Annotated in this window: 18 protein-coding genes; 13 read left to right on the top strand and 5 right to left on the bottom strand. The window is 65.9% G+C overall.

The window, feature by feature from the left end; all coding sequences use genetic code 11:
• The first annotated feature begins 71 nt into the window (after positions 1 to 71).
• The 12 genes from hemF to CDN36_RS03905 all read left to right on the top strand — a co-directional run bounded on the left by hemF (position 72) and on the right by CDN36_RS03905 (position 11,887).
• Positions 72 to 1,007 carry an oxygen-dependent coproporphyrinogen oxidase gene (gene hemF, locus CDN36_RS03850; protein ID WP_150556411.1) on the top strand — a complete coding sequence of 312 codons (936 nt, stop codon included), beginning with the start codon at positions 72 to 74 and terminating at the stop codon, positions 1,005 to 1,007.
• Between the two features lie 14 nt (positions 1,008 to 1,021).
• A complete protein-coding gene (locus CDN36_RS03855; RefSeq protein WP_287496031.1) occupies positions 1,022 to 1,741 on the top strand; it encodes a nicotinate-nucleotide adenylyltransferase in 720 nt (239 codons plus the stop codon).
• 60 nt (positions 1,742 to 1,801) lie between these two features.
• Positions 1,802 to 2,248 carry a ribosome silencing factor gene (gene rsfS / locus CDN36_RS03860; RefSeq protein ID WP_150556409.1) on the top strand — a complete coding sequence of 149 codons (447 nt, stop codon included), beginning with the start codon at positions 1,802 to 1,804 and terminating at the stop codon, positions 2,246 to 2,248.
• A gap of 18 nt (positions 2,249 to 2,266) precedes the next feature.
• Positions 2,267 to 2,737, top strand: coding sequence for a 23S rRNA (pseudouridine(1915)-N(3))-methyltransferase RlmH (gene rlmH, locus CDN36_RS03865; RefSeq protein ID WP_287496032.1), 471 nt, complete (start codon positions 2,267 to 2,269; stop codon positions 2,735 to 2,737).
• Between the two features lie 354 nt (positions 2,738 to 3,091).
• The gene (ugpB, locus tag CDN36_RS03870) at positions 3,092 to 4,423 is read left to right on the top strand and encodes a sn-glycerol-3-phosphate ABC transporter substrate-binding protein UgpB (protein ID WP_150556407.1); all 1,332 of its coding nucleotides are present in this window, start codon (positions 3,092 to 3,094) and stop codon (positions 4,421 to 4,423) included.
• 145 nt (positions 4,424 to 4,568) lie between these two features.
• A complete protein-coding gene (gene ugpA, locus CDN36_RS03875; RefSeq protein ID WP_150556406.1) occupies positions 4,569 to 5,465 on the top strand; it encodes a sn-glycerol-3-phosphate ABC transporter permease UgpA in 897 nt (298 codons plus the stop codon).
• Entirely contained in the window at positions 5,462 to 6,307 is an 846-nt protein-coding gene (ugpE, locus tag CDN36_RS03880; protein WP_287496033.1) for a sn-glycerol-3-phosphate ABC transporter permease UgpE, read from the top strand. The genes ugpA and ugpE overlap by 4 nt, the downstream gene beginning before the upstream one ends.
• Before the next feature lie 2 nt (positions 6,308 to 6,309).
• Positions 6,310 to 7,407 carry a sn-glycerol-3-phosphate import ATP-binding protein UgpC gene (locus CDN36_RS03885; protein ID WP_150556404.1) on the top strand — a complete coding sequence of 366 codons (1,098 nt, stop codon included), beginning with the start codon at positions 6,310 to 6,312 and terminating at the stop codon, positions 7,405 to 7,407.
• Positions 7,404 to 8,180, top strand: coding sequence for a glycerophosphodiester phosphodiesterase (gene ugpQ, locus CDN36_RS03890; protein WP_287496034.1), 777 nt, complete (start codon positions 7,404 to 7,406; stop codon positions 8,178 to 8,180). The genes CDN36_RS03885 and ugpQ overlap by 4 nt, the downstream gene beginning before the upstream one ends.
• 305 nt (positions 8,181 to 8,485) lie before the next feature.
• The gene (locus tag CDN36_RS03895) at positions 8,486 to 9,085 is read left to right on the top strand and encodes a Maf family protein (protein ID WP_150556402.1); all 600 of its coding nucleotides are present in this window, start codon (positions 8,486 to 8,488) and stop codon (positions 9,083 to 9,085) included.
• A gap of 44 nt (positions 9,086 to 9,129) precedes the next feature.
• Complete coding sequence (rng, locus tag CDN36_RS03900; protein ID WP_150556401.1) at positions 9,130 to 10,599, top strand: ribonuclease G; 1,470 nt, start codon at positions 9,130 to 9,132, stop codon at positions 10,597 to 10,599.
• A 28-nt stretch (positions 10,600 to 10,627) separates the two neighbouring features.
• On the top strand, positions 10,628 to 11,887 hold the full coding sequence (locus CDN36_RS03905; protein WP_287496035.1) for a cation diffusion facilitator family transporter: 1,260 nt from the start codon (positions 10,628 to 10,630) through the stop codon (positions 11,885 to 11,887).
• 119 nt (positions 11,888 to 12,006) lie between these two features.
• On the opposite strand, the gene rfbC is transcribed toward CDN36_RS03905, so the two are convergent.
• From rfbC to msbA, 5 genes are all read right to left on the bottom strand, one after another.
• Positions 12,007 to 12,555: a dTDP-4-dehydrorhamnose 3,5-epimerase gene (rfbC, locus tag CDN36_RS03910; protein ID WP_150556399.1), complete on the bottom strand. Its 549-nt coding sequence runs from the start codon at positions 12,553 to 12,555 to the stop codon at positions 12,007 to 12,009.
• Positions 12,556 to 12,577: 22 nt separating this feature from the next.
• Entirely contained in the window at positions 12,578 to 13,465 is an 888-nt protein-coding gene (gene rfbA / locus CDN36_RS03915) for a glucose-1-phosphate thymidylyltransferase RfbA (protein WP_150556398.1), read from the bottom strand.
• Between the two features lie 8 nt (positions 13,466 to 13,473).
• Entirely contained in the window at positions 13,474 to 14,538 is a 1,065-nt protein-coding gene (gene rfbB, locus CDN36_RS03920) for a dTDP-glucose 4,6-dehydratase (protein ID WP_150556397.1), read from the bottom strand.
• A gap of 30 nt (positions 14,539 to 14,568) precedes the next feature.
• Positions 14,569 to 15,153, bottom strand: a complete 585-nt coding sequence (locus tag CDN36_RS03925) for a peroxidase-related enzyme (protein ID WP_150556396.1) — start codon at positions 15,151 to 15,153, stop codon at positions 14,569 to 14,571.
• Between the two features lie 86 nt (positions 15,154 to 15,239).
• A complete protein-coding gene (msbA, locus tag CDN36_RS03930; protein ID WP_150556395.1) occupies positions 15,240 to 16,994 on the bottom strand; it encodes a lipid A export permease/ATP-binding protein MsbA in 1,755 nt (584 codons plus the stop codon).
• Between the two features lie 174 nt (positions 16,995 to 17,168).
• Here msbA and recQ point away from each other — a divergent pair, with 174 nt between their 5' ends.
• Positions 17,169 to 18,977, top strand: a complete 1,809-nt coding sequence (gene recQ / locus CDN36_RS03935; RefSeq protein WP_287496036.1) for a DNA helicase RecQ — start codon at positions 17,169 to 17,171, stop codon at positions 18,975 to 18,977.
• Positions 18,978 to 19,041: the final 64 nt, after the last annotated feature.

The following is a 19,041-nucleotide window of genomic DNA, read 5'->3' on the forward strand; positions in this document are numbered from 1 at the left end:
CCGGCGCCCGCCCCCGAATGCGTGGCTGCCGGTACAATCGCGGTAATGAACACGCATGGGGACGTCACAGAATGACAGCGCAGGACGCTGCCTCGGCGCCGGATACGGCAGCCGTTCGCACTTATCTTCTCGGGCTTCAGGAGCGCATCGTCGAGACGCTCGAGCGCCTGGACGGCAAACGCTTCTTCGCTGACGACTGGCAACGCCCGGCCGACAGCGCCCTGCGCGGTGACGGCCGCACCCGCGTGCTCGACGACGGCGACTTCTTCGAGCGCGGCGGCGTGAACTTCTCCCACGTGGTTGGCGACAAGCTGCCGGGCTCGGCGAGCGCGTCGCGTCCCGAACTGGCCGGCCGCGGCTTCGAGGCGCTCGGCGTCTCGCTGGTACTGCACCCGCGCAATCCGTACTGCCCGACCGTGCATTTCAACGTGCGCATCCTGATCGCCACCGCGCCCGGCGAGGCGCCGGCGTTCTGGTTCGGCGGCGGCATGGATCTCACGCCCTACTACCCGTTCGAGGACGACTGCCGGCATTTCCATCAGACGTGCAAGAACGCGCTCGATCCGTTCGGCGCCGAGTGGTATCCGCGCTTCAAGGCGTGGTGCGACGAGTACTTCTATCTGAAGCATCGTCAGGAGCCGCGCGGCATCGGCGGCATCTTCTTCGACGACTTCTCGGGCGGGGGCTTCGAGACGGGCTTCGGCGTCATGCAAAGCGTGGGCGACGCGTTTCTCGACGCCTACGTGCCGATCATCGAGCGCCGACGCGGCATGCCATACGGCGAGCGCGAGCGCGACTTCCAGGCGCATCGGCGCGGCCGGTACGTCGAATTCAATCTGGTGTGGGACCGCGGCACGCACTTCGGCCTGCAATCGGGCGGGCGCACCGAGTCGATCCTGATGTCGATGCCGCCGATCGTGAAGTGGCACTACGACTGGAAGCCGGAGCCGGGCACGCCCGAAGCCAGGCTGTACACGGACTTCCTCGTGCGCCGCGAGTGGGTGTAAGGGGCGGGCTGCGCATGACCGTATTCTCCCCCGCCGCCGGCACGGCACCCATCGCCCCACGGCGGCGCATCGGCGTGCTGGGCGGCACGTTCGACCCCATCCACACCGGCCATCTCGCGCTCGGCGCCCTGTTCGCCCGCACCCTGGCGCTCGACGAACTGGTACTCATGCCCGCCGGCCAGCAGCCGCAAAAGCACGGCAGCACCGCGGCCGAGCATCGTCTGGCCATGACGCGGCTGGCCGCCGAAGGGCTCGCGGCAGAACTCGCCCGCACGCAACCGGCCACGCAGTTGATCGTCAGCACGCGCGAGATCGAGCGCGCGGGGCCGAGCTACACCGTCGACACGCTGCGCGAGCTGCGCGCCGACGTCGGCCCCGACGCCTCGCTCTCGCTGCTGATCGGCTCGGACCAGTTGGTGCGGCTCGACACGTGGCACGCCTGGCGTGAGTTGTTCGATTACGCGCACGTCTGTGCGGCGGCGCGTCCCGGTTTCAGCCGCGAGACGGCATCGCCGACGCTGCGCGAGATGTTCGCCGAGCGGGAGAAGTCCGCGCTCGGGGTACAATCCACGCCATGCGGCGGCATCCTGATCGACGACTCACTGGCCGTCGACATTTCCGCCACCGAGTTGCGCGCCACGCTGGCGCACGCGCGAGACGCGGCCACGCCCCCGGCGAACCTGCCCGAATCCGTGTGGCAGTACATCCGCGCGCAGCACCTGTATCGCGCCTGACAATCCCCGGCTCTTCCCGGGCCCCGCCACGCGCACCCCGTTTCACCCAAAAGACGCACTATGGATATTCGCAAACTTCAGCGCCTCATCGTCGACGCTCTCGAAGACGTCAAGGCCCAGGACATCAAGGTGTTCAACACCTCGCACCTGACCGCACTGTTCGACCGCGTGATCATCGCGAGCGGCACTTCCAACCGCCAGACCAAGGCGCTCGCCGCGAGCGTGCGCGACAAGGTCAAGGCCGGCGGCGGCGACATCGTGAGCATGGAGGGCGAGGACGTGGGCGAATGGGTGCTGGTCGACACCGGCGACGCCATCGTGCACATCATGCAGCCGGCACTGCGCCAGTACTACAACCTCGAAGAAATCTGGGGCGAGAAGCCGGTGCGCCTGAAGGCCGCGGGCACCCGGGCCGGCGCCAAGGCAAGCGCGGAAGCGGACGACGACGAGGAAGACGACGGCGACGCGGCGGCCACACCCTCCCCGGCACGCCGCAAGGCCAGGTAAGCCGGCACATCGCACACCATGCGTCTGTTCATCCTCGCCGTCGGGCACAAGATGCCCGGCTGGATCGAGACGGCGTTTGCCGAGTACGCCAAGCGCATGCCGCCCGAGCTGCGCATCGAGCTCAAGGAAATCAAGCCGGAGCAACGTTCCAACTCCCGCACGGCGGAGACGGTCATGGCCGCCGAGGCGCAGCGCATCGAGGCGGCCCTGCCGCGCGGCTGCCGCCTCGTCTGCCTGGACGAGCGTGGGCTGGATCTCACCACGATGCGCCTGGCCCAGTCGCTCACCGGCTGGCAGCAGGACGGACGCGACGTGGCCTTCGTGATCGGCGGCGCCGACGGATTAGACCCCGCCCTCAAATCGCGCGCCGACACGCTCATCCGCCTGTCCAGCCTGACGCTGCCCCACGGCATGGTACGCGTGCTGCTCGCCGAGCAGCTCTACCGCGCCTGGAGCATCAACGCCAATCACCCTTACCATCGCGTGTGAGGTTGCCCTCCCGGGCTGCCCCCGGGCGCGGCCTGCGCCCTCGACCCCTCGACGAGCCCCGGCCTGAGCCGGTTCCGCCCCAAGTCAGCGGCACGCCGGGCGCCGGCCACGACTACGTCGGTATCAAATCCAGTCAGCACGCTTTGTACGGTGCCATGCCGCGTTGCACGGCGCTCGCGCCCGCCGGCCCAGGCCGACTGGCGGTGTCGTGTGCTGTCAATCCCCGCCAGACGTCGTCATACAACACACGTTGTGCACCGCCAGTGGAAAAAACATGACGACGTGTTAGTCTACGCGGCGCTATATCGTTCGCACCGCGAACAACAGACTTCTCGTGAACCACCGGAGATTGGCATGAAGCAACCTTCCCTGCGTAAATTCGCCCTGGTCGGCGCCGCCGCGGCATTGGCGCTCGGCATGAGCGCCCCGGCCCTGGCCGCGACCGAGATCCAGTTCTGGCACTCGATGGAATCGGCCCTCGGCGAGCGCGTGAACCAGATCGCCAACGACTTCAACGCGTCGCAGAGCGACTACAAGATCGTTCCCATCTACAAGGGCAACTACGAGCAGGGTCTGGCCGCCGGTATCGCCGCCTTCCGCGCCGGCAATGCGCCGGCGATTCTGCAGGTCTACGAGGTCGGCACCGCCACGATGATGCAGGCCAGGAAGGCCGTGAAGCCGGTGTGGGAAGTGATGAAGGACGCCGGCGAGCCGTTCGACGAGAAGGCCTTCGTGCCGACCATCGCGAGCTACTACGCCGACAGCAAGACGAACCACCTCGTGTCGATGCCGTTCAACAGCTCGACCCCGGTGCTGTACTACAACAAGGACGCCTTCAAGAAAGCCGGGCTCGATCCGAACACCCCGCCGAAGACCTGGGCCGACGTGAAGGCCGACGCGCAGAAGCTCAAGGCCGCCGGTCTGGCATGCGGCTTCACCATGGGCTGGCAGAGCTGGACGCAGCTCGAGAACTACAGCGCGTGGCACGCCCTGCCGTTCGCGACGAGGAACAACGGTTTCGATGGTCTCGACGCCAAGCTCGAATTCAACGGCCCGCAGCAGGTCAAGCACATCCAGTTCCTGGCCGACATGGCCAAGGAAGGCACGTTCACGTATGTGGGCCGCAAGGATGAAGTGACCTCGAAGTTCTACAGCGGCGACTGCGGTATCGCCATGACCACCTCGGGCGCGCTCGCCAACATCGCCAAGTACGCCAAGTTCAGCTACGGCGTGGGCATGATGCCATACGACGCCGACGTGAAGGGCGCACCGCAAAACGCCATCATCGGCGGCGCCAGCCTGTGGGTGCTCGCCGGCAAGTCGCCCGCCGAGTACAAGGGCGTGGCCAAGTTTCTGAACTACCTCGCCTCGCCGGCCGTGGCCGCGAAGTGGCATCAGGACACGGGCTACCTGCCGGTCACCAAGGCCGCCTACGAGCTGACCGAGAAGCAGGGCTTCTACGCGAAGCACCCGGGCGCCGACATGGCCATCAAGCAGATGCTCAACAAGCCGCCCCTGCCGTTCACGCGTGGCCTGCGTCTGGGCAACATGCCGCAGATCCGCACGGTGATCGACGAGGAGCTCGAAGGCGTGTGGAGCGGCAAGCAAGCCCCCAAGGCCGCCCTCGACAAGGCTGTCTCGCGTGGCGACGACCTGCTGCGCCGCTTCGAGAAGTCGGGCAGCTAAGTCGCCCTCGTTGTCGCCCTCGTTGCCGCGGGGCGCCAGATGCCGGCTTTTCCTGCTGCCGGCCGCCCGCGCGACGACGCTACAATGACGCCACCCGGCCCGCCCTCCGAGCGGGCCGGTTTCGCTTTTTTTCCGGCAACACGTTATGGCGCATAACACCAGAGAACGCCCTCGCTTCGGAACCGGCTGGCTGCCCTACGCGCTCGTAGCGCCGCAGCTGCTCATCACGGTCGTGTTCTTCCTTTGGCCCGCGGGCGAAGCCCTGTGGCAGTCGACGTCGGCGCAGGACGCCTTCGGGCTGTCCAGCCAGTTCGTCGGCATCGACAACTTCACGGCGCTATGGAGCGACGCGCTCTATCTCGCCTCGTTTCGCACCACGATGATCTTCAGCGGCCTGGTCACGGTCTGCGGGCTCGTCATTTCGCTGCTGCTCGCCGCCATGGCCGATCGCGTGACGCGCGGCAAGCGCACCTACCAGACGCTGCTGATCTGGCCCTACGCCGTGGCGCCGGCGATCGCCGCCGTGCTGTGGGCATTCCTGTTCAACCCGAGCATCGGCCTCGTCACCTATGGCCTCGCGAAGCTCGGCATCGAGTGGAACCACGCGCTCAACGGCGGCCAGGCCATGTTCCTCGTGGTGCTCGCCTCGATCTGGAAGCAGATCAGCTACAACTTCCTGTTCTTCTACGCCGGGCTGCAGGCCATTCCGCGCTCGCTCGTGGAAGCCGCCGCCATCGACGGCGCGGGTCCGGTGCGCCGCTTCTTCGGGCTGGTACTGCCGCTGATCTCGCCCACAACGTTCTTCCTGCTCGTGGTCAATCTCGTGTACTCGTTCTTCGACACCTTCCCGGTGATCGACGCGGCCACCGGCGGCGGCCCCGGCCAGTCGACCATGACGCTGATCTACAAGATCTACTCGGAAGGCTTCAAGGGGCTCGACCTCGGCAGCTCGGCGGCGCAGTCGGTGGTGCTCATGGCCATCGTCATCGTGCTCACCGTCGTGCAGTTCCGCTTTATCGAACGCAAGGTGCAATACGCATGATCGAGAATCGTCGCGGCCTGGATATCTTCTGCCACGTCATGCTGGTGATCGGCGTGCTGCTGGTGGTCTTTCCGCTCTATGTGGCGTTCGTCGCCGCCACCATGAACGAGCGCGAAATTTTCAACGTGCCCCTGTCGCTCGTGCCGAGCACGCACCTGTTCCAGAACCTGTCCACCGTGTGGAACCAGGGGACGGGCGACTCGGCCATGCCGTTCGGGCTGATGCTCGGCAACAGCCTGCTCATGGCGCTGGTCATCACGATCGGCAAGATCTCGGTGTCGATCCTCTCGGCATTCGCCATCGTGTATTTCCGCTTCCCGCTGCGCAACCTGTTCTTCTGGCTGATCTTCGTCACGCTGATGCTGCCGGTCGAAGTGCGCATCTTCCCGACCGTGCAGGTCATCTCGAGCCTCGGGCTCATCAACAGCTACGTGGGCCTCACCGTGCCGCTCATCGCCTCGGCCACGGCCACGTTCCTGTTCCGGCAGTTCTTCATGACGCTGCCCGACGAACTCGTGGAAGCGGCGCGCATCGACGGCGCGGGCCCGATGCGCTTTTTCTTGGACGTGGTGCTGCCGCTGTCGAAGACGAACATCGCGGCGCTGTTCGTGATCACGTTCATTTACGGCTGGAATCAGTATCTGTGGCCGATTCTGGTGACCAACGCCCCGTCGATGACGACGGCGGTCGTCGGCATCAAGAGCATGATCGGCAGTGGCGACACCGCCACGCAATGGCAGCTCGTCATGAGCGCCACCCTGCTCGCCATGCTGCCGCCGCTCGCGGTGGTTCTGCTCATGCAGCGCTGGTTCGTGCGTGGTCTGGTCGATTCGGAAAAGTAATCATGGCAAACCTCAAACTCCATAGCGTCAAGAAAACCTACGACCAGAAGAACTACGTCCTGCACGGCGTGGACATCGACATCCAGGACGGCGAGTTCGTGGTGATCGTGGGACCGTCGGGCTGCGGCAAGTCGACGCTGCTGCGCATGGTCGCCGGCCTGGAATCGGTCAGCGAGGGCAGCATCCTCATCGGCTCGCAGGTCGTCAACCAGTTGGAACCGAAGGATCGCAACATCGCGATGGTGTTCCAGAACTACGCGCTGTATCCGCACATGAACGTGCGCGAGAACATGTCGTATGGTCTGAAGATCCGCGGCATCGACAAGAAGGCCATCGAAGAGCGCGTGCTCGCCGCGGCGCGCATTCTCGAGCTCGAGCCGCTGCTCGGCCGCAAGCCGCGCGAGCTCTCCGGCGGCCAGCGTCAGCGCGTGGCGATGGGCCGCGCGATCGTGCGCGAGCCGGCCGTATTCCTGTTTGACGAACCGCTCTCGAACCTCGACGCAAAGCTGCGCGTGCAAATGCGTCTGGAAATCCAGCGCCTGCACAAGCGTCTGAAGACGACGAGCCTGTACGTGACGCACGATCAGGTCGAAGCCATGACGCTCGCCGATCGCGTGATCGTCATGAACAAGGGCTACGCCGAGCAGATCGGCACGCCCTCGGACGTGTACGAACGCCCCGCGTCGCTGTTCGTGGCGAGCTTCATGGGCTCGCCCGCGATGAACCTGCTCAAGGGCCGCGTCGATCCGGAAGGCCGCACGTTCCAGGTGGACGGCGGCGGTCCCTCGCTGCGCCTGCCCCCGACGAGCCAGGCCCATGCCAACCGTGAGCTCGTGCTGGGCGTGCGGCCGGAGCATCTCGTGCCGGCCGAGCAGCGCGACGGCATCGGCGCGTTCGCCGCGCAGACCAACATCGTCGTCGATCAGCTCGAGCTGCTGGGCGCGGACAACCTCGCGCACGGCCGCTGGGGCGATCAACCCGTAACGGTGCGTCTGCCGCACGAGTTGCGACCGGCCGCCGGGGCGATCGTGCCGCTGGCCATCTCGGCGCGCTCGCTGCATCTGTTCGATCCTTCGACCGGCAAACGGGTGGAAGCATGAGCGATACCTCGTCCTCGCCTGTGTGGCGCAGCTGGCCATATCCGCGCATCGTCTCGCACCGCGGCGGCGGCAAGCTCGCGCCCGAGAACACGCTCGCGGCCCTCGAGATGGGCGCTTCGCTCGGCCTGCACATGGTCGAATTCGACGCCAAGCTCTCGGCTGACAACGTCGTCTTCCTGCTGCACGACGACACGGTCGATCGCACGAGCGACGGCCACGGCGCGGCCGCCGGCATGACCTACGCCGAGATCGAGCGACTCGACGCCGGCAGTTGGTTCGACGCGCGCTTCGCCGAGCAGAAGATGCCTACGCTCGCGCAGGTCGCCGAGCGCTGCCACGCGCTGGGGCTCGCGGCCAACGTCGAGATCAAGCCGTGCCCGGGCCGCGAGCTCGAGACAGGGCGGCTCGTCGCCGAAGCGGTCAGACAATTGTGGGCTGGGCAGGCCGTGCGGCCGCTGCTCTCGTCGTTCTCTTACGAGGCGCTGGAAGCGGCTGCCGCGGCGGCGCCCGAACTGCCGCGCGGCATGCTGTACGAAGCCGTGCCGGCCCACTGGCGCGACGATGCGCGCAAGCTCGGCACCGTCTCGCTGCACGCAAGTCATCGGCATCTGGACGGTCCGCAGGTCGCTGAAATCAAGGCCTACGGTCTGCAGATGCTCGTCTACACGGTCAACGACCCGGCCCGCGCGCGCGAGCTCGCGGCGTGGGGCGTGGACGCCATCTGCACCGACCGCATCGACCTCATCGGCGACGATTTTCTTGCCGCCGGCTAAGCGACGGCGCGGACATTCATGGGCGGCGGGCGGCGTCCCGCCGGCCTTGCCCTGACCTCCGGCCGACTTTGCGCCAACCTTCGGCCGGCTTTTGCGCCGGCGCGCCTTCGATTTCGCCCGTCTCCGAGCCCGCCGTATCGCGGGTTCCGGGGCTTTCCCGGCCGCGTGCGCACCCCACGTGCCCTGCTGGCGGGCGTGGGCGCAAGGCGGCATAATAAGGCGTTCCCCTCGCCCAGCCTATCCAGCGGCCCGGCCCACGAAGCGTTTTCGGTGTGCCGGGCTGGACGAATTCAAGCCAAGCCGCCATGCCGTACATCTATCTCGCTTCGCAAAGCCCCCGCCGTCAGGAATTGTTGCACCAGCTCGGCGTTCGTTTCGAGCTGCTGCTGCCCCAGGCCGACGAGGACGCCGAAGCGCTCGAAGCCGTACTGCCCGGCGAGCCGCCCGACGACTACGTGCAGCGCGTCACACGCGCGAAGGCCGAAGCGGCGCTGGCGCGTCTGTCGCGCGCCGGCCTGCCCGCTGCGCCGATCCTCGCGGCCGACACCACGGTGTGTCTCGATGGCACCATCCTCGGCAAGCCGTTCGACGACGCCGACGCACGCGCCGTCCTCGCGCGCCTGTCAGGCACGCGCCATCGCGTACTGACCGCGGTCGCCGTCTGCGCCGACGGGCAGATCCATCAGGCGGTAAACATCTCGCACGTGTGGTTCCGCCCGCTGCGCCGCGAGGAAATCGAGCGCTACGTCGCCTCGGGCGAGCCGCGCGGCAAGGCGGGCGCCTACGGCATCCAGGGCAAGGCGGCCGAGTTCGTCATGCGTATCGACGGCAGCTACTCGGGCATCATGGGCCTGCCGCTGTGCGAGACCGCCGCGCTCTTGCGCCAAGCGGGCGTCGACTTCTGACGCGAACCGAATCTGCCAAGCATTTCGAGTCTGGTCGACACTTTATGAACGAAGACATTCTGGTCAACATCACACCGCAGGAAACCCGTGTGGCGCTCATGCAGCTCGGCGCCGTGCAGGAGCTGCACATCGAGCGCACGCTCTCGCGCGGCCTCGTCGGCAACATCTATCTGGGCAAGGTCGTGCGCGTGCTGCCCGGCATGCAGTCGGCCTTCATCGACATCGGCCTGGAGCGCGCGGCGTTCCTGCACGTGGCGGACATCTGGCATCCGCGCGTGAGCAACGATACGTCGGTGCCGCATCCGCAGCCGCCAATCGAGAAGACCGTCTTCGAAGGCCAGACGCTCATGGTGCAGGTCATCAAGGATCCGATCGGCACGAAGGGCGCACGCCTGTCCACGCAGATCAGCATTGCGGGGCGCACGCTCGTCTACCTGCCGCAGGAACCGCATATCGGCATCTCGCAGCGCATCGAGAGCGAAGCCGAGCGCGAGGCGCTGCGCAGCAAGATTCAGGCGCTGGTGCCGGGCGACGAAAAAGGCGGCTTCATCGTGCGCACCATTGCCGAGGACGCCGCGGACGCGGAGCTCGCCAATGACATCGCCTACCTGCGCAAGTCGTGGCAGACCATCGGCGAGCAGAGCACGCGCATGCCGGCGCCAGCATTGCTGTATCAGGACCTGAACCTCGCGCAGCGCGTGCTGCGCGATTTCGTGCACGAGGACACGGGCAAGATCCTCGTCGATTCGCGCGAAACGTTCCAGAAGCTCGCGGAATTCGCCACGACCTACACGCCGGCGGTGCTCGGCAAGCTCACACATTACACCGGCGAGCGGCCGCTGTTCGACCTGTACAACGTGGAGACGGAGATCGAGCGCGCGTTGTCGCGCCGCGTCGATCTGAAGTCCGGCGGCTATCTGATGATCGACCAGACCGAGGCCATGACGACCATCGACGTGAATACGGGCGGCTACGTCGGGGCGCGCAACTTCGACGACACGATCTTCAAGACGAACCTCGAAGCGGCGTTGATGATCGCGCGCCAGCTGCGGCTGCGCAATCTCGGCGGCATCATCATCATCGATTTCATCGACATGGAAAGCGCCGAGCATCGCGACTCGGTGCTGGCCGAGCTCAAGAAGGCGCTCGCACGCGATCGCACACGCATTACCGTGAACGGTTTCTCGCAACTGGGGCTCGTGGAGATGACCCGCAAGCGCACGCGCGAGTCGCTCGCCCATGTGCTGTGCGAGCCGTGCGCCGTGTGCCAGGGCAAGGGGCAGGTGAAGACGCCGCGCACGCTGTGCTACGACATCCTGCGCGAGATCCTGCGCGAGTCGCGTCAGTTCAACCCGCGCGAATTCCGTCTGATCGCCTCGCAAGAAGTCGTGGACCTGTTCCTCGAAGAAGAGTCGCAGCATCTGGCGATGCTCATCGACTTCATCGGCAAGCCGATTTCTCTGCAAGTCGAATCGACGTTCCATCAGGAACAGTACGACATCATTCTGATGTAACACTGCGGCGATCAAGCGCCTCGACCCCATGCCTTACACGAACTACGACAACCTGGCGGCATCGAGCGAGGCGCTCGACAAGCACGCCGTCGCGCGCCATTCGACCTGGGTCAGCATCTGGGTCAATATCGTGCTCACCACGGCGCAGATCGCCGTCGGCGTTTTCGCCCGTTCTCAGGCGTTGATCGCCGACGGCATTCATTCGCTCTCGGACATCGTCTCCGACTTCGTGGTGCTGGCCGCTGCGCGCGGCAGCGCGCGGGCGCCCGACGCCGACCACCCCTACGGGCACAGCCGCTACGAAAATGCGGCGTCGCTGTTCCTCGGCGTGATTCTGGTGGCCGTCGGCGCGGGCATGTTATGGCGCGGTGTGGACCGCCTGCTGCATCCCGAAGCGATTCCGGAAGTGCACACGGTCGCGCTCGCTGTCGCCGTGTTCGTGCTGGTATCCAAGGAAGGACTCTTTCGCTACATGCTGCGCGCCGCGCAGCGCGTGCGCTCGGCCATGCTGGTGGCCAACGCCTGGCACGCGCGCTCGGACGCCCTTTCCTCGCTCGTCGTGGCCTGCGGCATTCTCGGCAACCTCGCGGGCTATCGCATTCTCGATCCGCTCGCCGCCGCGCTCGTGGGCCTGATGATCGGCCGCACCGGCTGGAAATTCGGCTGGAACGCGCTGCAGGACCTGATCGATCGCGGTGTGGACGACGGCACCACCGTCAACATCCGCACGCGGCTCACCGACACGCCGGGTGTGCGCGCCATCGACATGCTGCGTACCCGCCGCATGGGCGACCAGATCGTCGTGGACGTGCATATCCTCGTCGACGGCCGGCTGTCCGTCTCCGAGGGCCACTACATCGCCGAGCAGGCGCGCGCGGCCGTCATGCGCGAGCCGGAGATTCTCGACGTGCTGGTTCATGTCGACGCGGAGAGCGACACCAAGGGCACCGCCTTGCAGCAGTGGCCGGCGCGCGCGGTCGTCGTCGGCGCGGCCGAAGTGCTCTGCCGAGCCAACGCGCTGGCGCTGCACGGCGTGAAGCTGCACTACCTCGACAACGGGTTGGAAGCGGACGTGCTGGTCGAGGGGCTGGGAGACGCGCCGGGCGCCGGCATGCACGGCGGCATCGAACCGGCGTCGCAGGCGGTGGCGGATGCGCTCGCCGCCCGCTTCGGCCTGCGCCGCGTGCGAGTGCTGTGCATTACCGGGGAAACGCCGGCGGCCGAAGAGGTGCGCGCGATGGCGGACGGCGAAGGCGTTTCGACGGCCGCCGGGCGCCCCGTCGACTGACGGGCGCGAGGCTCGCGGCGGCCGCGGCGGAATGGAATGTGGCGAAACGTGGTGACAAGGTGACGTCGACGGGTTCGGGCAATCGCGGCCTTGCCCGACTGTGCTCGGAAGCGATCCGATCAGTCCTCGTGGCGGTAATCCGCGAACAGCATGCCGACCTTGTCCTTGTCCGAGACGATGGGGGTGATGCCGTCGAGCGGCCAGGGGATCGCGAGTGTCGGGTCGTCCCAGCGGATGCAACGCTCGTACTGCGGCGCCCAGTAGTCGGTCGTCTTGTAGAGCACTTCCGCAGTCTCCGAAGTCACCACGAAACCGTGCGCGAAGCCTGCCGGAATCCACAACTGTTTCTTGTTCTGCGCGCTCAGCACCTCGGCCACCCACTTGCCGAACGTCGGTGAGCCCTGGCGGATATCGACGGCCACGTCGTAGATCTCGCCCTGCAGCACACGCACGAGCTTGCCCTGCGGTTGCTTCACCTGATAGTGCAGGCCACGCAGCACGCCGCGCGCCGAGCGCGACTGGTTGTCCTGCACGAAGGTGAGACGCTTGCCGAGAGCATCGTCGAACTGGCGCTGGTTGAAGCTTTCAAAAAAGTAGCCGCGCGAGTCGCCGAACACTTTCGGCTCGACCACTTTGACGTCGGCAATGGCGGTGGCAATCAGTTGCATGAGTTGACCTTAGACGGAGCGATCAGAATACGCGCTCGTTGAGCATGGCGAGCAGGTACTGGCCGTAGCCGGTCTTCACCAGCGGTTGGGCCAACGCTTCGATGGCAGCGGCGTCGATCCAGCCGCGTCGATAAGCAATTTCTTCCGGACATGCCACCTTCAGGCCCTGGCGGCTTTCGATGGTCTGAATGAACGTGCTCGCCTCGAGCATCGATTCGTGCGTCCCCGTATCGAGCCACGCGTAGCCGCGGCCCATGATCTGGACGTTGAGCTTGCCGCGCTTCAGGTACTCGTTGTTGACGTCCGTAATCTCCAACTCGCCGCGCGCCGACGGTTTGATGGCGCGTGCAATCTCGATCACGTCGTTGTCGCAGAAGTACAGTCCGGTGACCGCGTAGCGCGACTTGGGCTCCTTCGGCTTTTCCACGAGATCGATGGCCTTGCCGTTCTCGTCGAACGTCACCACGCCATAACGCTCCGGATCGTGTACCGGATAGGCGAAGACCGTCGCGCCGCTCGTCTGCGCGTTGGCCGCACCGAGCAACGCCGCGAAATCATGGCCATAGAACAGATTGTCGCCAAGCACCAGCGCGCACGGATCGTTGCCGATGAAGTTCGCACCGATCAGAAACGCTTGTGCGAGACCGTCCGGCGACGGCTGCACCGCGTATTGCAGATTCAGGCCCCACTGCCTGCCGTCGCCGAGGAGTTGCTCGAAACGGGGGGTATCTTGCGGCGTAGAGATAATCAGCACGTCGCGAATTCCCGCCAGCATCAGCGTGGTGAGCGGGTAGTAGATCATCGGCTTGTCGTAGACCGGCAGCAGTTGCTTGGAGACCGCCAGCGTCGCCGGATACAAGCGCGTGCCGGATCCTCCGGCGAGAATAATGCCTTTGCGTCTGACGCCCATACGTTGCCTCAGTCTTTTTTCTGATAGTGCGTTTCGATCCAGCGCTGGTATTCGCCCGACTGCACCTGGCGCACCCATTCGCCGTTTGCCAGATACCACTGCACCGTCTTGCGCATGCCGGTCTCGAAGGTCTGCGCCGGGCGCCAGCCCAGCTCGCGCTCGAGCTTGCGCGCGTCGATGGCATAACGGCGATCGTGACCAGGACGGTCGGTCACGAACGTGATCTGGTCGGCGTATGACTTGCCGTCCGCGCGCGGCGACAGTTCGTCGAGCAGCGTGCACAGGTGCTTCACCACCGACAGGTTGCTCTGTTCGTTCCAGCCGCCGACGTTGTACACCTCGCCGGGTGCGCCGCGTGCGAGCACTTCGCGAATCGCCGAGCAATGGTCGCCTACGTAGAGCCAGTCGCGCACGTTGCTGCCGTCACCGTAGATCGGCAGCGGTTTGCCGGCGAGCGCGTTGGCGATCACCAGCGGAATCAGCTTCTCCGGGAATTGATACGGGCCGTAGTTGTTCGAGCAGTTGGTCGTCAGCGTGGGCAGGCCATACGTATGATGATAGGCGCGCACCAGATGATCCGAGCCCGCCTTCGACGCCGAATACGGGCTGTTCGGTGCATACGGCGTGGTCTCGGAGAACGCGGGATCGGTCGGGCCCAACGAGCCGTAGACCTCGTCCGTCGAGACGTGCAGGAAGCGGAACGCCTCACGCGCTTCGCCCGTCAGCGTGCCCCAGTAGGCGCGCGCGGCCTCGAGCATCGTGAACGTGCCGACGACGTTCGTCTGCACGAAGTCGCCCGGACCGTGAATCGAGCGATCGACGTGGCTTTCGGCGGCAAAGTGGATGACTGCGCGGGGCTGATGCTTCGCATACAGGCGATCGAGCGCCTCACGATCGCAGATGTCGACCTGCGCGAAATGGTGACGGGGATCCCGTTCCAGACTCGCCAGGTTCGTCAGGTTGCCCGCGTAGGTCAGCTTGTCGACGGTCAGGACCGGTTCGTCGCTTTGCGCGAACCAGTCGAGTACGAAATTTGCACCGATGAAGCCGGCGCCGCCAGTCACGAAGATCATAGGTATCAAGCTTGGGTCAAAAGTAGACTGTTACGGACTGCGCGGCACGCGCCCCATCAGGAAAAATTCGTCGTTAGGCCGCATTGAAATGGCATTCGCAATGCGGTTGGACATGCCGAAAAACGCCGTGATCGCGGCGATGTCCCAGATGTCCTCGTCGTCCAGGCCGTGCTCGCGCAGCGCGGCGTAATCGTCGTCGCCCACTTCGTGGGAGCGTTCGCACACTTTCATGGCATACGCGAGAATCGCCTTCTGACGCGCTGTCAGATCGGCCTTCAGATAGTTGACGGCCACCTGGTCGGCCAGCAGCGGCTGCTTCTCGTAGATGCGCACCAGCGCACCGTGTGCGACCACGCAATACAGACATTGGTTCGCAGCGCTCGTGGCCACCACGATCATCTCGCGCTCGCCCTTGCTGAGGTTACCCTCCTTGAGCATCAACGCGTCGTGATACGCGAAAAACGCCCGGAATTCGTCGGGACGGTGCGCCAGCGCAAGGAACACGTTCGGAATGAAGCCGGCCTTCTCCTGCACCTGCTCGATACGCGCGCGAATATCGGCTGGCAACGTGGCCAGATCCGGCACGGGGAAACGACTGATTGGCGACTGGCGCATTGCGATCTCCTTCTATGGCGGTGACAGGACGCTGACCGGGCCGACGTCTCGACACAACGTGCCGGGGCGCGGCAGCGCGTCGCGCGTCAGGCTTCCTGCGCTTGCTGCGCATACTGGATGCGGTGCAGATGGGCGTAAAGGCCATTGTGCGCCACCAGTTCCTGGTGAGACCCCTGCTCCACGATCCGGCCGTGCTCCAGCACGACGATACGGTCCGCTCGCTCGATGGTGGACAGACGGTGCGCGATCACGAGCGTGGTGCGTCCCTCCATCAACACTTCGAGCGCCGCCTGTACATGGCGCTCCGACTCCGAGTCCAGCGCCGACGTGGCCTCGTCGAGAATCAGGATCGGGGCGTCCTTGTAGATGGCGCGCGCAATGGCCAGGCGCTGACGCTGACCGCCCGACAGGCGCATGCCATTATCGCCCACGAGCGTCTGCACGCCCTCGGGCATGGCTTCGACCGCATCGGTCAGATTGGCCGCACGCAGCGCCGCATGCACGCGCGCGAGGTCGATTTCCTGGCCATACGCCACGTTCGCCGCCACGGTGTCGTTGAACAGCACCACGTCCTGGCTCACGAAGGCGATCTGACGGCGCAGGTCCGCCAGGCGAAGCTCCGTGAGCGGAATGTCGTCGAGCAGGATGCGGCCGGCGCTCGGATCGAAGAACCGCGGCACCAGGTTGACGAGCGTTGTCTTGCCGCTGCCCGACGGGCCGACGAGCGCGACCATCTCGCCGGGTGCCACGTTCAGTGAAATCCTGTCGAGCGTCGGACGCTCGCTTGCGCCGTAGTGGAAGCTCACCTGATCGAACGTCACGCGGCCCTTCGCCCGCTCGAGTGTGCGCTCGCCGCCGGCAGGCTCGAGCTCGACGTCCATCACGTCGAAAATCAGCTCGGCAGCCGTCACGCCGCGCTGCAGCGGCTGGTTGACGTCCATCAGGTGCTTGAGCGGCGAGACCACGAGCAGCAGCGCGGTGACGAACGCCGTGAAGCCGCCCACGGTCATCTCGCCCGAGGACGATTCGATCATCGCCACCGTGATCACGACGGCCAGCGCGAGCGACGCCAGCGCCTGCGTGACCGGTTGCGCCAGGCCGCCGGAGACCGTCACGCGCATGGCGTAGCCGCGCAGCCGGCTGGTCATCCTGTCGAAGCGCGTCTTCTCATACTCTTCGCCATTGTGGATCTTCACGACCTTGTAGCCGCCGACCGCTTCTTCGACGACATACGACAGCGCATTGGTGAGCGTTTGCTGCTCGCGGTTCAGGCGACGCAGGCGCCGGTTGATCTTGCCGACGAGCCAGCCGATGAGCGGCAGAATGACGGCGACGACAAGCGTGAGGCGCCAGTTCAGGTAAAAGAGGTAACCCAGCAGGCCGACGACGGTGAGCGAGTCGCGCACGAGCGTGATCAGCACCGTGGTCAGCACGCCCAGCACCTGGTTGACTTCGTAGACGATGGCGTTGATGAGGGTGCTGGTCGTCTCGCGTTGATAGTAGGCCGCGGGCGCGTGCAGCAGACGCTCGAACATTCGCACGCGCAGATCCAGCAGCACGCGGTTGGAGACCCACGAGAGCATGTAGTTGGCGGCGTACTGCGCCAGCCCGCGCACGATGGCAAGGCCGATCACCGCGGCCGGCACGTACCACAGCTTCCACGGATCGCCGCCCGAGAAGCCCTTGTCCAGCACTGGCTTGAGGACCGCCGGAATGGCCGCTTCGGTCCCCGCGACGAGCGCCATGGCGATGACGGCCAGCAGGCCCATGTGCCAGTACGGCTGAAGATAGCCCAGCAGACGTCGCAGAATCGGTCCGGCGGGCTTGTGCGGTGCGCTCATGGAGATGGGGGACGGCGGAAAAACCGCTATTCTAACGTACCGGACGCCCGCGTCGGGCCGCGCCCGGGCGCGGCTCGGAGGCCGCCGCGAAATTCTCCGCCATCGCCGCGAGCCTCGGGCTTTTCGGGGATTCCGGCGCGCCGGAGCGCCGGGGGAACCGGTATACTCCCGGCCATGGCAAGCGCACTCGAAGTCCTCCGTACCGTATTCGGCTATAACGCATTCCGTGGCGATCAGGCCGCCATCGTCGACCATGTGGCCGGCGGGGGCGACGCCCTCGTCCTCATGCCCACGGGCGGCGGCAAGTCGCTCTGCTACCAGATTCCCGCCCTGCTGCGCCCTGGTATCGGCATCGTGGTCTCGCCGCTCATCGCGCTCATGCAGGACCAGGTCGACGCCCTGCTGCAGGCGGGCGTGCGCGCCGCCTACCTCAATTCCAGTCTCGGTTTCGACGAGGCGCTCGACACCGAGCGCCGGGCTGCACGCGGCGAGCTAGACTTGCTCTACGTCGCGCCCGAGCGCTTGCTGACCGATCGTTTCCTCGATCTGCTCGACCGCCTCGACGAGCGCGCACAGCTCGCACTCTTCGCCATCGACGAAGCGCATTGCGTATCGCAGTGGGGGCATGATTTCCGTCCCGAATACATCCAGCTCTCGGCGCTGCACGAGCGTTATCCGCGGGTGCCGCGCATCGCGCTCACGGCCACGGCCGACGCCGCCACGCGCGACGAAATCCAGACACGGCTGGGCCTGACCGAAGCGCGTGTGTTCGTCTCGAGCTTCGATCGGCCGAACATTCGCTACGAGATCGTCGATCGCGACAATCCGCGCAGGCAACTGCTGGCCTTTCTCGCACGGCATCGCGGCGAGGCGGGCATCGTCTACTGCCTGTCGCGCAAGAAAGTGGAAGAAACGGCCGCGTGGCTCCAAACGCAGGGCATTGCGGCGCTGCCGTACCACGCCGGACTCGACGCCGAAGTGCGGCGCGCTCACCAGCAGCGGTTCCTGCGCGAGGAAGGACTCGTCATGGCCGCCACGGTGGCGTTCGGCATGGGCATCGACAAGCCGGACGTGCGTTTTGTCGCGCATCTGGATCTGCCCAAGAGCCTCGAGGCCTATTACCAGGAGACGGGTCGCGCCGGGCGTGACGGCGAACCCGCCGAAGCCTGGATGACTTACGGACTCAACGACGTCGTGGTCCATCGCAGCCGGATCGACGAATCGAATGCCTCGGAGCTGCAAAAGCGCATCGAGCGCCAGAAGCTCGACGCCCTGCTCGGCTACTGCGAAGCGGCGCGCTGCCGCCGCACCGTGTTGCTCTCGTACTTCGGCGAGGCCAGCGAGCCGTGCGGCAACTGCGACGTCTGCCTCAATCCGCCCGAAGTCTACGACGGCACCGTCGCCGCGCAAAAAGCGCTCTCGGCCATCCTGCGCACCGGGCAGCGCTTCGGCGCCGGGCACCTGGTCGACGTCCTGCGCGGGCGCAGCACGGACAAGGTGCGTCAGTTCGGCCACGAGAATCTGCCGACCTTCGGTGTCGGCGGCGAACTCGACGATCAGGGCTGGCGTTCGGTGTTTCGCCAACTGATCGCACACGGCATCATCGAGCCCGACAGCAGCCAGTACGGCGCGCTGACGCTCAATGCCGCGGCGCGCCCCGTGCTCAAGGGCGAGACCACGCTGTCGTTGCGGCGCCAGCGCGCGGCAACGGGCAAGAAAGGCCGCTTTGCCGGCTATGCGTCGTCGCCGGCCATAGAACTCGATCCCGCCGATCAGCAACTGTTCGACAAGCTGCGAGCATGGCGCCAGGACATTGCCAAGGCGCAACAGGTGCCCGCTTACGTTATCCTTCATGACCGGACGCTGCGCGAGCTGGCCCAGCGCCGCCCCCGGCACCGCGAAGGTCTCGCCGACATCACCGGACTGGGCGAGGCGAAGATCGAACGCTACGGCGAAGCGCTCGTGGCGTTGCTCAACGCCTAGCCGGCACGGGCAGGCATGTGGCGAGCGCCTCAGCGCCAGGTCGACGCCGTCATTTCGCGAGTAT

The sequence above is a fragment of the Pandoraea sp. CB10b_02 genome (assembly GCF_002216225.1).
GTDB lineage: Bacteria > Pseudomonadota > Gammaproteobacteria > Burkholderiales > Burkholderiaceae > Pandoraea > Pandoraea nosoerga.